Raw genomic sequence first — 15,132 nt, 5'->3', positions numbered from 1 at the left:
ATGTTTTAGCTTGGCGGTGTAGAACGGGAGACGTGACGGCAATGGCTACTGGAACTCTCCGGCTCCGAAACGCGCCGGGCAGCCTCCGGTGAGCCCGGAGGAGGACGCGCAGTCGCGCACCGTGCTCGACAAGGCAGCGCACGAGAATTTCCCGGTCGCACCGTTTTTTCTGCCGCGCGCCTGGCGCAGCGATCTCATGGCGGTCTACGGCTTCTCGCGCCTGGTCGACGACATCGGTGACGGCGACCTGGCGCCGGGCGGGGGAGACGCCGTGCTCCTCGGGCTGGAGCGGGAGCAGACCGAGGACCGGCTCGCGATGCTGGACGCGCTGGAGGCCGACCTGTACCGGGTCTTCAGCAACAAGGCGCCGGGGCCCAGACATCCGCTGATGCGCCGCCTCGGCCCGACCGTACGGCGCCGGGAGCTGACCCCCGAGCCCTTTCTCGGGCTGATCGAGGCCAACCGGCAGGACCAGCGGGTGCGCCGCTACGCCACCTACGAGGAACTGCTCGACTACTGCAAGCTGTCGGCCAACCCCGTCGGCCGCTTCGTCCTCGGCGTCACCGGCACGGCGAGCCCCGAGCGCATCCGGCGCTCGGACGCGGTCTGCACCGCCTTGCAGATCGTCGAACATCTGCAGGACGTGGCCGAGGACCTCGGCCGGGACCGGATCTACCTGCCCGCAGAGGACATGAAACGCTTCGGCGTCAGCGAGGCCGATCTGGCCGCCCCCAGCGGGGGCGCATCGGTGCGCGCGCTGATCGCGTACGAGGCGGAACGCGCCCGCGAGCTGCTGAATGAAGGCACCCCGCTGGTGGGTAGCGTCCACGGCAGGCTCAAGCTGCTGCTCGCCGGCTACGTGGCCGGAGGACGCGCCGCTCTCAAGGCGGTGGCGGCCGCCGATCACGACGTACTCCCTGGACCGCCCAAGCCGACCAAGCTCAGCCTGCTGCGCGAGGTGGGGGCGACATTGCGAAGAGAGGGGTGAGTCGGACCGTGGAGGCAATCGCTCACACGTCCGCGCCGGTGCTCGCTGCATACCGTTACTGCGAGGCCGTTACCGGGCAGCAGGCCCGCAACTTCGCCTATGGCATCCGGCTGTTGCCGACCGACAAGCGGCAGGCCATGTCGGCGCTGTACGCCTTTTCGCGGCGCGTGGACGACATCGGTGACGGCGTGCTGGAGCCCGACGCCAAGCAGCGGCGGCTGGAAGAGACCCGCGCTCTGCTCGCGCGCGTGCGCGAGGGAGGCGTGGAGGAGGACGACACCGATCCGGTCGCCGTCGCGCTGGCGGACGCCGCCCGGCGCTTTCCCGTTCCGCTGGGCGGGCTGGACGAGTTGATCGACGGCGTGCTCATGGACGTACGCGGCGAGACGTACGAGACCTGGGACGACCTGAAGGCCTACTGCCGCTGTGTGGCCGGGGCCATCGGGCGGCTGTCGCTGGGGGTGTTCGGTACTGTTCCCGGCGCGCTGGAGGCCGAACACGCCGCCGAGTACGCCGATACGCTGGGGCTGGCCCTTCAACTGACCAATATCCTGAGAGACGTACGCGAGGACGCGGGCAACGGCCGTACGTATCTCCCGTCCGACGACCTCGCCAAGTTCGGCTGCTCGGCGGGCTTCAACAGTCCGGTACCGCCGCCCGGCGCGGACTTCTCCGGACTGGTCCACTTCGAAGTCAGGCGCGCCCGCGCCCTGTTCGCCGACGGTTTCAAGCTGCTGCCCATGCTCGACCGGCGCAGTGGCGCTTGTGTTGCGGCCATGGCCGGTATCTATCACCGCCTTTTGGACCGCATCGCCGCAGATCCCGAGGCCGTACTGCGAGGCCGTGTCTCACTTCCCGGCAGGGAAAAGGCATTTGTGGCGGTACGCGGGCTCTCCGGTCTGGACGCGCGGGCGATCGGCCGCCGGCAGGCCGTCAGGAGGCGCGGGTGATGCGCCGCGAGGCGTACTTGACATACCAACCAGGCGTACGGAGGCGGGCAACCCCCGGCCGGGTAGTCGCGTCCATGATTGCGGAACACAGGGAGGGCGAATGACATCTCAGATGCAGCCCGACCGGCACAGTGCACATGAGGCAGGCCGTCCCCAGGGGGCGGCTGCGGTGGTCATTGGGGGCGGTCTTGCGGGCATCACCTCCGCGTTGGCGCTGGCCGACGCGGGCCTGCGGGTCACTCTCGTGGAGGGCCGCCCGCGGCTGGGCGGACTGGTCTTCTCCTTCCGCCGCGACTCGGCGGCGGGGGAGCTGACCGTCGACAACGGCCAGCACGTCTACCTGCGCTGCTGCACCGCCTACGACTGGTTCCTGGAGCGCGTGGGCGGCCGCCACCTGGTGCCGCTCCAGGACCGCATGGACGTTCCCGTACTGGACGCCGAAGGGCTGCGGCTGGGAAGGCTGCGGCGCACCGCGCTGCCGGTGCCGCTGCACCTGGCCAAGAGCCTGGCCCTGTACCCGCACCTCTCGCTCGCGGAGCGGGCGGGCGTCGGGCGCGCCACCTTGGCCCTGCAGAAGCTGGACCCCGCCGACCCGGCGCTGGACGGTGTGGACTTCGGCAGCTGGCTGCGCCGGCACGGACAGTCCGACCGGACGATCGAGGCGCTGTGGGACCTGGTGGGCGTCGCCACCCTCAACGCCAGAGCTGACGATGCGTCAATGGGTTTGGCGGCAAAGGTCTTCAAGACCGGACTGCTCTCCGATCCGGGCGCCGCCGACATCGGCTGGTCCAGGGTCCCGCTCGGCGATGTGCACGACACCCTGGCCCGCACCGCCCTGGAGAAGGCGGGGGTGCGCATCGAGCTGCGTACCCGCGCCAGCGCCGTCTCCCGTACGGACAAGGGCAGTTGGCAGGTGACGGTCGACAACGGGCCGCACGGGCGCGAGCAGCTGGAGGCCGACACCGTCGTCTTCGCGCTGCCGCAGCGCGAGACCCACGCACTGCTGCCCGAGGGCACCCTGGACGGCCAGGACCGGCTGCTGGACATCGGCACCGCGCCGATCCTCAACCTCCATGTGGTCTACGACCGCAAGGTGCTGCGCCGCCCCTTCTTCGCGGCGCTCGGCTCGCCGGTGCAGTGGGTCTTCGACCGTACGGATGCTTCGGGTCTGCTCAGTTCCCCCGGAGGCAGTGGCAGCCAGTACCTGGCGGTGTCGCAGTCCGCCGCGCAGGACGAGATCGACCAGCCGGTCGCCGCCCTGAGGGAGCGTTACCTTCCCGAGCTGGAGCGGCTGTTGCCGGCCGCCAGGGGCGCAGGGGTGCGGGACTTCTTCGTCACCCGTGAGCGCACCGCGACCTTCGCGCCCACCCCGGGCGTGGGCCGGCTGCGGCCCGCAGCCGCCACCAAGACTCCCGGCCTGTACCTGGCCGGTGCGTGGACCGCCACCGGGTGGCCCGCGACCATGGAGGGCGCTGTGCGCAGCGGCATCAGTGCCGCCCGTGCGGCACTGTCCGAACTCGGCTTCCCCCAGGGACAGTTGCCCCAGGAGGCGGCATGACCACGAGCACGAGCGCACGCACGAGCATCGGAAACAGAGGAGAAACCGTGAGTCCGGCTTCCCCAGCTATCGACACCGAGAGTGTCACCGCGCTGCTGGAGCGCGGGCGCAAGCTCGCCACCCCGGTGCTGCGTGCCGCCGTGGACCGGCTGGCGCCCCCGATGGACACCGTCGCCGCCTATCACTTCGGCTGGATCGACGCCGAGGGCCGCCCGTCGGCGGGCGACGGCGGCAAGGCCGTCCGGCCCGCCCTCGCGCTGCTGTCCGCCGAGGTCGCGGGCAGGGCTCCCGAGGTCGGCGTCCCCGGTGCCGTCGCCGTCGAGCTGGTGCACAACTTCTCGTTGCTGCACGACGACCTGATGGACGGCGACGAGCAGCGCCGCCACCGCGACACCGTGTGGAAGGTGCACGGCCCGGCGCAGGCCATCCTCGTGGGCGATGCGCTCTTCGCGCTCGCCAACGAGGTCCTGCTGGAGCTGGGGACGGTGGAGGCTGGCCGCGCCACGCGCCGGCTCACCCTCGCCACCCGCAAACTGATCGACGGTCAGGCCCAGGACATCTCCTACGAGCACCGCGAGCGGGTCTCCGTCGCCGAGTGCCTGGAGATGGAGGGCAACAAGACGGGTGCGCTGCTGGCGTGCGCCGTCTCCATCGGCGCCGTGCTGGGCGGCGCCGACGACCGCACCGCAGACATCCTCGAGAAGTACGGCTACCACCTCGGCCTCGCCTTCCAGGCGGTCGACGACCTGCTCGGCATCTGGGGCGACCCGGAGGCCACCGGCAAGCAGACCTGGAGCGACCTGCGCCAGCGCAAGAAGTCGCTGCCGGTCGTCGCGGCGCTGGACGCCGGCGGCCCGGCCTCCGAGCGGCTCGCCCAGATCCTGGCGGCCGACGCCAAGAAGAGCGAGACGGAGATCGCCGACTTCACCGAGGAGGAGTTCGCCTCGCGCGCGGCCCTCATCGAGGAGGCCGGTGGCCGCGAGTGGACCTCCCAGGAGGCCCGCCGCCAGCACGCCACTGCCGTAGCCGCCCTGGACGAGGTGGACATGCCCGAGTCGGTCCGCGCGCAGCTTGTCGCGCTCGCGGACTTCGTCGTCGTACGAGAGAGATGATCACCATCAAACCGACCTAGATCGCAGTCGCCGGCCGGTGCCCTTGGGGGGCCGGCCGACGGGAGCCCCAGCACGGCAGACGACCAACTGTTGAAAGGGGAAGCCATGACAGCGACGACCGACGGAAGCACCGGGGCCCTGCCTCCCCGCGTCCCTTCGGCCAGCGATGCCACCGCTGAAGCAACCGAACGTACTGAGTCAACCGGCAAGACCGACACCGCCGTTGTGCACGAGACGGCGGACCAGGCGCGGCGGGCCACCTCCCGCGCCACCGATTACCTGCTCTCCCTCCAGGACACCTCGGGGTGGTGGAAAGGCGACCTGGAGACCAACGTCACCATGGACGCCGAGGACCTGCTGCTCCGTCAGTTCCTGGGTATACAGGACCCCAAGACCACCGAGGCCGCCGCCCGCTACATCCGCAGCGAGCAGCGCGAGGACGGCGCCTGGGCGACCTTCTACAAGGGGCCCGGCGAACTGTCCGCCACCATCGAGGCCTATGTCGCGCTGCGGCTGGCGGGTGACGAGCCCGAGGCCCCGCACATGGCCAGGGCCTCCGCGTGGGTGCGCGAGAGAGGCGGCATCGCCTCCGCCCGCGTGTTCACCCGGATGTGGCTGGCGCTCTTCGGTTGGTGGAAGTGGGAGGACACCCCGCAGCTCCCGCCGGAGCTGATGTATTTCCCCAAGTGGTTCCCGCTGAACATCTACTCCTTCGGGCAGTGGGCGCGGCAGACCATCGTTCCGCTGACCATCGTCTCGGCCAAGCGGCCCGTACGCCCGGCGCCCTTCGCGCTGGACGAGCTGCACACCGACCCGAAGAACCCCAACCCGGCGCGGCCGTTCGCCCCGGCCAACACCTGGGACGGCCTGTTCCAGCGGCTGGACAGGGTGGTCAACGGCTACCACAAGGTCGCCCTGCGCAAGCTGCGGCACACCGCCATGCGCTCCGCCGCGCGCTGGATCATCGAGCGCCAGGAGAACGACGGCTGCTGGGGCGGTATCCAGCCGCCCGCGGTGTACTCGATCATCGCCCTGCACCTGCTGGGCTACGACATCGACCACCCCGTGCTGCGTACGGGACTTGAGTCGCTGGACCGTTTCGCCGTATGGCGCGAGGACGGCTCCCGCATGATCGAGGCCTGCCAGTCGCCGGTGTGGGACACCTGCCTGGCCACCATCGCGCTGGCCGATGCCGGAGTGCCCGCCGACCACCCGCAGCTGGTCAAGGCGGCGGACTGGATGCTCGCCGAGCAGATCGACCGGCCCGGCGACTGGAAGGTGCGCCGCCCCGAACTGCAGCCGGGGGGCTGGGCGTTCGAGTTCGAGAACGACAACTACCCGGACATCGACGACACCGCAGAGGTCGTCATCGCGCTGCGCAAGGTCAAGCACCCCGACCCGCAGAAGGTCGCCTCGGCCGTCGAGCGCGGGGTGCGCTGGAACCTGGGCATGCAGTCCAAGAACGGCGCCTGGGGCGCCTTCGACGCGGACAACACCAGCCCGCTGCCCAACAAGCTGCCGTTCTGCGACTTCGGTGAGGTCATCGACCCGCCGTCCTCCGACGTCACCGCCCATGTGGTGGAGATGCTCGCCGAGGTCGGCCGCACCCACGATCCGCGCACCCGCCGCGGCATCGAGTGGCTGCTGTCAGAACAGGAGCCCAACGGCGCGTGGTTCGGCCGCTGGGGCACCAACTACCTCTACGGCACCGGGTCCGTACTGCCCGCGCTCGCCGCCGCCGGCATCCCCGGATCGCACCCCGCGGTGCGCCGGGCCGTCGCCTGGCTTCAGAGCGTGCAGAACGACGACGGCGGCTGGGGCGAGGACCAGCGCTCCTACAAGAAGCGCGAGTGGGTCGGACGCGGTGAGTCGACCCCGTCGCAGACCGCCTGGGCGCTGATGGCGCTGCTGGCGGCCGGCGAGCGGGAGAGCAAGGCCGTCGAGCGCGGCATCCGCTTCCTGACCGACACCCAGAACGAGGACGGGTCCTGGGACGAGGCGTACTTCACCGGTACGGGCTTCCCCTGGGACTTCTCCATCAACTACCACCTGTACCGCCAGGTCTTCCCGCTGACGGCCCTGGGCCGCTATGTCAACGGCGGACCGGCCCGTGCACAGTTGGGGGCCTGAAGCACATGGCCCGTACGCCCTTAACGGAAGCGGAGACTCCGCTGCTGGTCGCCTGTGCGCTCGGCATCGAGAGGTTCGCGCTGCGCGGCGGCGACCGCAGCGGCGCGAGCGCACCTGTGGTGACACTCCGCACCGGAATGGGGCCACAGGCGGCGGAGGAGGCCGTCACGCATGCGCTGCGTGAAGGTTCCGCCACCGAGCGGTCTCCGGTGGTCGCCACCGGATTCTGCGCCGGCCTCGCCCCCGGGATGCGCCCCGGGGACGTGGTCGTCGCCGATGCGACCCGCGATCACCGTCCGGACGCGCCGGACGTGGTCTGCCGCGACAACGGCCCGTTGCTGCGGGCCCTGGAGGCACGGGGCATGACCGTGCACACCGGCCTCCTGCGCGGCTCCGACCATGTCGTACGCGGTACCGAACGCGGTGACCTGCACACGGCGGGTGCGATCGCGGTGGACATGGAATCCGCCGCGACCCTGCGCGCCGCTACGCGGGCAGGGCACCGTCCGGTTGCGGCCGTACGGGTGGTCGTGGACGCTCCAGAACATGAACTAGTCCGTATTGGGACATTGCGCGGTGGAATGACTGCTTTTCGCGTGCTGCGCTCTGTCCTGCCTGTTTTCTTCGAATGGCACCGTTCTTTTTTGCTCCCCAGGAGGTGAGCTAGATGGCTATGCCGCTCCGACAGTCCATCCGGGTCGGGACGTACCTCTTTGAACAGAAAATGCTCAGGCGGCGAGAAAAGTTCCCGCTCATCGTGGAACTTGAGCCGCTGTTCGCCTGCAACCTCAAGTGCGAGGGGTGCGGCAAGATCCAGCACCCCGCGGGTGTGCTCAAGCAGCGCATGCCGGTCGCGCAGGCGGTCGGCGCCGTACTGGAGTCGGGCGCCCCGATGGTCTCCATCGCGGGCGGTGAACCGCTGATGCACCCGCAGATCGACGAGATCGTGCGGCAGCTCGTTGCGAAGAAGAAGTACGTCTTCCTGTGCACCAATGCGATGCTGCTGCGCAAGAAGATCGACAAGTTCAAGCCCTCGCCGTACTTCGCCTTCGCCGTGCACATCGACGGTATGCGCGAGCGCCACGACGAGTCGGTCGCCAAGGAAGGCGTCTTCGACGAGGCCGTGGAGGCGATCAAGGAAGCCAAGCGGCGGGGATTCCGGGTCACCACCAACTCCACTTTCTTCAACACCGACACCCCCCAGACGATCATTGAGGTGCTCAACTTCCTCAATGACGAGCTGAAGGTGGACGAGATGATGCTCTCGCCCGCCTATGCCTATGAGAAGGCTCCCGACCAGGAGCACTTCCTGGGGGTCGAGCAGACCCGCGAGCTGTTCAAGAAGGCCTTCGCCGGCGGCAACCGCCGCAAGTGGCGGCTCAACCACAGCCCGCTCTTCCTGGACTTCCTGGAAGGCAAGGTCGACTACGACTGCACGGCGTGGGCGATCCCCAACTACTCGCTCTTCGGCTGGCAGCGCCCCTGCTACCTGATGAGCGACGGTTACGTCCCCACCTACCGCGAGCTGATCGAGAAGACCGACTGGGAGAAGTACGGCCGGGGCAAGGACCCGCGCTGCGCCAACTGCATGGCGCACTGCGGCTACGAGCCCACCGCCGTCCTGGCGACCATGGGCTCACTGAAGGAGTCCCTGCGCGCCGTCACCGAGACCGTCGCATCCAACCGCGCCGGGTGACACGATGACCCTTGGTGAGCCTGTCTCATTGGGGCTCCCCGACGTCCCGGCCCGCCCCCTGGCTACGCGCCGCGTCTCGCGCCGTATCCAGGTGGGGCCGGTGGCGGTGGGCGGGGACGCGCCCGTATCGGTCCAGTCGATGACCACCACCGTGACGGCGGACATCGGCGCCACGCTCCAGCAGATCGCGGAGCTGACCGCGTCCGGCTGCCAGATAGTCCGGGTCGCCTGCCCCTCGCAGGACGACGCCGACGCCCTGCCGGTGATCGCGAAGAAGTCGCAGATCCCGGTGATCGCGGATATTCACTTCCAGCCGAAGTACGTCTTCGCCGCCATCGACGCGGGCTGTGCGGCGGTCCGGGTCAACCCCGGCAACATCCGGCAGTTCGACGACAAGGTCAAGGAGATCGCCAGAGCGGCCTCCGACGCCGGTGTCCCCATCCGTATCGGCGTGAACGCCGGTTCGCTGGACAAGCGGCTGCTGCGGAAGTACGGCAAGGCCACCCCCGAGGCGCTGGTGGAGTCCGCGCTGTGGGAGGCCTCCCTCTTCGAGGAGCACGGCTTCCGCGACATCAAGATCTCGGTCAAGCACAACGACCCGGTCGTGATGGTCAACGCCTACCGCCAGCTCGCCGCGCAGAGCGACTACCCCCTCCACCTCGGCGTCACCGAGGCGGGCCCGGCCTTCCAGGGCACCATCAAGTCGGCCGTCGCCTTCGGCGCGCTGCTGAGCGAGGGCATCGGCGACACCATCCGCGTCTCCCTCTCGGCCCCGCCCGCCGAGGAGGTCAAGGTCGGCATCCAGATCCTGGAGTCGCTCGGGCTGCGCCGGCGCCGGCTGGAGATCGTCTCCTGCCCGTCCTGCGGCCGCGCCCAGGTGGATGTCTACAAGCTCGCCGACCAGGTGACGGCCGGGCTGGAGGGCATGGAAGTGCCGCTGCGGGTGGCGGTGATGGGCTGTGTCGTCAACGGTCCCGGCGAGGCGCGGGAGGCGGACCTGGGGGTCGCCTCCGGCAACGGCAAGGGCCAGATCTTCGTCAAGGGCGAGGTCATCAAGACGGTCCCCGAGTCCAAGATCGTGGAAACGCTGATCGAAGAGGCGATGAAGATCGCCGACGCCATGGAAGCCGAGGGCGCATTGGCAGGCACCCCCGAAGTGACCGTCAGCTGAACGTGTAGAGCTTGCAGGCCTGTAGAGGGGGACCGAGCATGTCGATGCTGGAGAACATCAGGGAACCACGCGACCTCAAAGCGCTTCCCGGGGAAAAACTGGACGAACTCGCCGAAGAGATCCGGCAGTTCCTCGTCCACGCGGTGGCCCGGACCGGCGGCCATCTCGGACCCAACCTCGGGGTGGTCGAGCTGACCATCGCGCTGCACCGGGTCTTCGACTCGCCGGCCGACCGCATCCTGTGGGACACCGGCCACCAGTCGTACGTACACAAGCTTTTGACGGGTCGTCAGGACTTCTCCAAGCTGCGTGGCAAGGGCGGCCTGTCCGGCTACCCCTCGCGCGAGGAGTCCGAGCACGACGTCATCGAGAACTCGCACGCCTCCACGGTGCTGGGCTGGGCCGACGGCCTGGCCAAGGCGAACGAGGTCAGAGGCGAGGACGACCACGTCGTGGCCGTCATCGGCGACGGCGCGCTGACCGGCGGCATGGCCTGGGAGGCGCTGAACAACATCGCCGCGGCCAAGGACCGCCCGCTGATCATCGTGGTCAACGACAACGAGCGCTCCTACGCGCCGACCATCGGCGGACTGGCCGCCCACCTGGCCACACTGCGCACCACCGACGGCTACGAGCGGTTCCTGGCCTGGGGCAAGGACGTGCTCCAGCGCACCCCCGTGGTGGGACAGCCGCTGTACGAGTCGCTGCACGGCGCCAAGAAGGGCTTCAAGGACGCCTTCGCCCCGCAGGGCATGTTCGAGGACCTGGGGCTGAAGTACGAGGGGCCCATCGACGGGCACGACATCGCGGCCGTGGAGGCCGCGCTGCGCCGCGCCGCCGGCTTCCACGGCCCCGTACTGGTGCACTGCCTCACGGAGAAGGGCCGCGGCTACCAGCCCGCCCTGGAGGACGAGGCGGACCACTTCCACAGCGTCGGTGTGATGGACCCGCTCACCTGCGCCCCGGTGACGCCGCCCAGCGGCCCGTCGTGGACCTCCGTCTTCGGCGACGAGATGGTCGAACTGGGCCGCGAGCGCGCGGACATCGTGGCGATCACGGCGGCGATGCTCCAGCCCGTGGGCCTGGGGAAGTTCGCCGAGGCCTACCCCGACCGGGTGTGGGACGTGGGCATCGCCGAGCAGCACGCCGCGGTCTCCGCCGCGGGGCTGGCGACCGGCGGGCTGCACCCGGTGGTCGCCGTCTACGCCACCTTCCTCAACCGCGCCTTCGACCAGGTCCTGATGGACGTGGCGCTGCACAAATGCGGCGTCACCTTCGTCCTGGACCGGGCCGGGGTCACCGGCACCGACGGCGCCTCGCACAACGGCATGTGGGACATGTCCATCCTCTCGGTCGTGCCGGGTCTGCGGATAGCCGCGCCGCGCGACGCCGACCAGCTGCGGGCGCAGCTGCGCGAGGCGGTCGAGGTCGACGACGCGCCGACGGTGATCCGCTTCCCCAAGGAGTCGGTGGGCAAGCCGCTTTTGGCGCTGGAGCGGGTCGGCGGCGTGGACGTCCTGGCGCGCGGCGAGCGGGAGGACGTGCTGCTGGTCGCGGTGGGGGTGATGGCCCCGGTCTGTCTGGAGGTGGCGGAGCTGCTGGCCGCGCGGGGCATCGGCTGCACGGTCGTGGACCCGCGCTGGGTCAAGCCCGTCGACGCCGCGATCCCCCGGCTCGCGGCGCACCACGCGGCCACCGCGGTCGTGGAGGACAACAGCCGTAACGGCGGCGTGGGTTCGGCGGTGGCGCAGGCGCTGCGCGACGCCGAGGTGGACGTCCCGCTGCGGACCTTCGGCATCCCCGAGCAGTTCCTCGCACACGCCAAGCGCGGCGAGGTCCTGGCCGACATCGGCCTGACACCGGCCGAGATCGCCGGGCAGATCAGTGCCGCGCTGGCCCGCAAGGAGGCCATCGCGGTGGGTAAGGAGAACCTCTCGTGACCGGATTCGACCTGCGCAAACTGCTCGCCGAGCGCGGCGGGGAGCGCTATGACCTGCACACCAAGCACCTCAACCACCAGCTGCCGCGCATGCTGCACACCATCGGCTTCGACAAGGTCTACGAGCGGGCCGAGGGCGCCTACTTCTGGGACTCCGAGGGCCAGGACTACCTCGACATGCTTGCGGGCTTCGGTGTGATGGGCGTCGGCAGACACCACCCGGTCGTACGGCAGGCCCTGCACGACGTACTGGACGCGAACCTCGCCGATCTGACCCGCTTCGACTGCCAGCCGCTGCCGGGCCTGCTCGCCGAGAAGCTGCTGAGCTACACACCGCACCTGGAGCGGGTCTTCTTCGGCAACAGCGGCACCGAAGCGGTCGAGACGGCCCTGAAGTTCGCGCGCTGTGCGACGGGGAAGCCGCGCGTGCTGTACTGCACGCACGCCTTCCACGGACTGACCACCGGCTCGCTCTCCGTCAACGGCGAGGACGGCTTCCGCGACGGCTTCGCGCCGCTGCTGCCGGACACCGCCATCGCGATGGGCGATCTGGCCGCGCTGGAGCGGGAGTTGAAGCGCGGGGACGTGGCGGGCTTCGTCGTCGAGCCGATCCAGGGCAAGGGCGTGCACCCCACCCCGCCCGGATTCCTGCGCGCCGCACAGGAGCTGCTGCACAAGCACAAGGCGCTGCTGATCGCGGACGAGGTGCAGACCGGGCTCGGCCGCACCGGCGACTTCTTCGCCTACCAGCACGAGGACGGCGTCGAGCCGGACCTGGTGTGCGTGTCCAAGTCGCTCTCGGGCGGCTATGTGCCGGTCAGCGCCACCCTCGGCAAGGAGTGGATCTTCAAGAAGGTGTACTCCTCCATGGACCGCGTACTGGTGCACTCCGCCAGCTTCGGGTCCAACGCCCAGGCCATGGCGGCGGGCCTGGCGGTGCTGACGGTCATGGAGGACGAGCAGATCGTCGCCAACGCCCGGCACACCGGTGATCTGCTGCGCAGCCGGCTGGCCGAGCTGATCCCCAAGTACGAGCTGCTGCACGATGTGCGCGGCCGCGGACTGATGGTGGGCATCGAGTTCGGCAAGCCCAAGTCGCTGGGCCTGCGCAGCCGTTGGGCGATGCTGCAGGCGGCGCGCAAGGGCCTGTTCGCGCAGATGGTGGTGGTTCCGCTGCTCCAGCGCCACCGCATCCTGACCCAGGTCTCCGGCGATCACCTCGAAGTGATCAAGCTGATCCCGCCGCTGGTCATCGGTGAGAAGGAGGTCGACCGCTTCGTCGAGGCGTTCACGGCCGTCATGGACGACGCGCACGGCGGCGGCTCGCTGATGTGGGACTTCGGCCGCACGTTGGTCAAGCAGGCGGTCGCCAACCGGTGACGCCCGCGGGGGAGCGGCTCCCCGGCGCCGCGACGGTGGCCGCCGTCAACGCCATGACGGCGGCCTGGGCGCGCGAGGCGGTGGGGGAGCGCGGCACGGTCCTGACCGCGGCCGGTGTCTGGCCGCTGCTGGCCCTGCTCGCGGGGCCGGCCCACGGCCGGGTGCGCCAGGAGCTGTCCGCGGCGCTGGGCACCGACGCCGCGGACGCCGCGGGGCAGGGCCGTGAACTGCTGGGCGCGCTGGGCCGGATGGCGGGCGTGGAGGCCGCGATCGGCCTGTGGACCCGCCGGGAGCTGCCGGTCAGGCAGTCGTGGCGGGACGGACTCCCCCTGGACGTCCAGGGAGAGCTGACCGGCGACGCCGCGGCGGACCTGGCGGCGATGAGCCGGTGGGCCGCCCGCCACACCGGCGGGCTGATCGAGCGGATGCCGCCGGTGGTCGCGGGGGACACCCTGCTGGTGCTGGCCAACGCCCTTCGTGTGGCGACCACATGGCGGGCGCCGTTCACCGAGCTGATGGTGAGCGTGCAGCGCGGGCCGTGGGCCGGGCGCAAGCTCACAGGGCTGCGGCGCACCGGCGCCCTGGATGACACGCTCGCGGTGGTGCGCACGCCGTCCGGGCCGCTGACGGTGCTGCGGGTGGAGGGCGGCAACGGCATCGACGTGCGGCTGCTGCTGGGCGGCGAGGCGATGGCGGGCGGCGAGGTGCTGGCGCGGGGCGTGGCCGCGCTGGACGGCTCGTACGCCACCGTGCGGGGCGCGGAACTGCCGTACGGGGAGCGGGATACGGCCGGGCCCGGGCTGACCGTGGCCGAGGCCAGGAGCCACCACCGCGAGGCCCGGCTCGATGTGCGGACCGCCGCGTTCACGGTGGAGGGGGAGCACGATCTGCTCGCCCACGCGCGGCTGTTCGGCCTGCGCAGTGCGCGCCGGGCGGCGCCGGACCACTTCCCCGGCATCAGTGACGTGCCGCTCGCGGTGTCGGCGGCGCGGCAGAGCGCGGTCGCGAGCTTCGGCGCGCGGGGGTTCGAGGCCGCCGCGGTCACCGCGCTGGGCACGCGCTACGGCGGCGTCCCGGTGGAGGCGCCGTACCGGTCGAAGCGGGTGTGCGCCGACTTCGACCGGCCCTTCGGCTTCCTGGCCGTGCACCGGGCCTCGCGCCTGGTGACGGCCGCGGGGTGGATCACCGACCCCGACGGGTTCGGCCGGTTCAGTCCGTGAGCAGCTGGTCGCGCAGGCGCTCGCGGGTCTCGGGCGAGAGGCCCAGGCCCTGGGTGAGGTAGTCCTCGGTGGAGCCCCAGGTGCGGTCGATGGTGTCGAAGGCGGCGGCGAGGTACTCGGCGCGGGCGTCGAACAGCGGCGCGAGCAGCTCCATGACCTCCGGCGACATACCGGCGGCGGAGGAGTCGCCGCGGCGGACCTTGTAGCGGCGGCTGGGGTCGTTGGACAGGAGGTAGTCGGCCTCCACGGCCTCCCGCTCGACGCCCACGGCCAGGAGCGTGACGGCGATCGAGAGCCCCGCGCGGTCCTTGCCCGCCGCGCAGTGCATCAGCGCGGGGACGCTGTCCTCGGCGAGGGCGTGCAGCACTCTGCTGTGGTCGGCGGTGCGGGTGGTGATGATGTGGCGGTAGGTGTCGGACATCCGGCCCGCGGCCAGGCCGTCGCCGAGCGCGGTCCGCAGGTCGCCCAGCGCGCCGTCGCGCACCATGGCCCAGAACTCCGCGCCGTCGGCCGGGTCCGTGAGCGGGATGTTGATGTTCCGTACGCCGGGGAGGGCGACGTCGGGGCCCTCCAGCTTGATGTCGGCGGCGTTGCGGAAGTCGAAGACGGTGTGCAGGCCCAGGCTCGCGAGGAAGCGGGTGTCCTCCTCGGTGGCGTGGGCCAGATGCCCGCTGCGGAACAGCCGGCCATGGCGCACCCGACGCCCGTCCGTGGTCGGAAGCCCACCGACATCGCGGAAATTACGGACCTCCGCGAGCTCGGGCTCGGTACACGGGACCTGCGGCGTCTGCTGCGTCACGGGCACTCCTCGGTGTCGGCCGCCGACGCTGCTCGTCGACGAGTTCGGGGTCTTTTGACGATACGACATTGGTGCAAACGGCAATCAGAGCGAAGAGGTACTGATCCCGGAAGGATTGGGGCGGGTTCGACACCCGATCCGGGGAAGGATCGGCGGGATGCTGACCGACGCGTATTCCGACTTGATCAG

Annotated in this window: 12 protein-coding genes; 11 read left to right on the top strand and 1 reads right to left on the bottom strand. The window is 70.5% G+C overall.

Translation table 11 applies throughout. From position 1 onward, the window contains the following. Window positions 1-121: 121 nt before the first annotated feature. From hpnC to AC4IJH_RS11620, 11 genes are all read left to right on the top strand, one after another. Window positions 122-988 (top strand): squalene synthase HpnC, encoded by an 867-nt coding sequence (hpnC, locus tag AC4IJH_RS11670; RefSeq protein ID WP_490851616.1) that lies wholly within the window; start codon window positions 122-124, stop codon window positions 986-988. Continuing rightward, complete coding sequence (hpnD, locus tag AC4IJH_RS11665) at window positions 985-1,938, top strand: presqualene diphosphate synthase HpnD (protein WP_490851541.1); 954 nt, start codon at window positions 985-987, stop codon at window positions 1,936-1,938. Before hpnC ends, hpnD begins: the two co-directional genes overlap by 4 nt. Before the next feature lie 112 nt (window positions 1,939-2,050). After that, on the top strand, window positions 2,051-3,496 hold the full coding sequence (gene hpnE, locus AC4IJH_RS11660; protein WP_490851615.1) for a hydroxysqualene dehydroxylase HpnE: 1,446 nt from the start codon (window positions 2,051-2,053) through the stop codon (window positions 3,494-3,496). Further along, window positions 3,493-4,608, top strand: coding sequence for a polyprenyl synthetase family protein (locus tag AC4IJH_RS11655; protein ID WP_490851540.1), 1,116 nt, complete (start codon window positions 3,493-3,495; stop codon window positions 4,606-4,608). The genes hpnE and AC4IJH_RS11655 overlap by 4 nt, the downstream gene beginning before the upstream one ends. A gap of 105 nt (window positions 4,609-4,713) precedes the next feature. Next, window positions 4,714-6,738 carry a squalene--hopene cyclase gene (shc, locus tag AC4IJH_RS11650; protein ID WP_490851539.1) on the top strand — a complete coding sequence of 675 codons (2,025 nt, stop codon included), beginning with the start codon at window positions 4,714-4,716 and terminating at the stop codon, window positions 6,736-6,738. A 5-nt stretch (window positions 6,739-6,743) separates the two neighbouring features. Further along, a complete protein-coding gene (locus AC4IJH_RS11645) occupies window positions 6,744-7,400 on the top strand; it encodes a phosphorylase family protein (protein WP_490851538.1) in 657 nt (218 codons plus the stop codon). Between the two features lie 5 nt (window positions 7,401-7,405). Next, window positions 7,406-8,434, top strand: a complete 1,029-nt coding sequence (gene hpnH, locus AC4IJH_RS11640; RefSeq protein WP_490851537.1) for an adenosyl-hopene transferase HpnH — start codon at window positions 7,406-7,408, stop codon at window positions 8,432-8,434. Between the two features lie 4 nt (window positions 8,435-8,438). Beyond that, entirely contained in the window at window positions 8,439-9,605 is a 1,167-nt protein-coding gene (ispG, locus tag AC4IJH_RS11635) for a flavodoxin-dependent (E)-4-hydroxy-3-methylbut-2-enyl-diphosphate synthase (RefSeq protein WP_490851536.1), read from the top strand. Window positions 9,606-9,643: 38 nt separating this feature from the next. Further along, complete coding sequence (gene dxs / locus AC4IJH_RS11630; protein ID WP_490851535.1) at window positions 9,644-11,545, top strand: 1-deoxy-D-xylulose-5-phosphate synthase; 1,902 nt, start codon at window positions 9,644-9,646, stop codon at window positions 11,543-11,545. Continuing rightward, the gene (locus AC4IJH_RS11625) at window positions 11,542-12,924 is read left to right on the top strand and encodes an aspartate aminotransferase family protein (RefSeq protein WP_490851534.1); all 1,383 of its coding nucleotides are present in this window, start codon (window positions 11,542-11,544) and stop codon (window positions 12,922-12,924) included. Before dxs ends, AC4IJH_RS11625 begins: the two co-directional genes overlap by 4 nt. Continuing rightward, the gene (locus tag AC4IJH_RS11620) at window positions 12,921-14,144 is read left to right on the top strand and encodes a serpin family protein (protein ID WP_490851533.1); all 1,224 of its coding nucleotides are present in this window, start codon (window positions 12,921-12,923) and stop codon (window positions 14,142-14,144) included. Before AC4IJH_RS11625 ends, AC4IJH_RS11620 begins: the two co-directional genes overlap by 4 nt. Here AC4IJH_RS11620 and AC4IJH_RS11615 read toward each other — a convergent pair. Continuing rightward, window positions 14,134-14,943 (bottom strand): tyrosine-protein phosphatase, encoded by an 810-nt coding sequence (locus AC4IJH_RS11615; protein ID WP_490851532.1) that lies wholly within the window; start codon window positions 14,941-14,943, stop codon window positions 14,134-14,136. The genes AC4IJH_RS11620 and AC4IJH_RS11615 overlap by 11 nt on opposite strands. Window positions 14,944-15,132 lie beyond the last annotated feature (189 nt).

It is taken from the genome of Streptomyces sp. UF-297 (assembly GCF_058245575.1).
The sequence above is the reverse complement of the archived record's forward strand: the minus strand, read 5'-3'. Positions and strand labels throughout refer to the sequence as shown.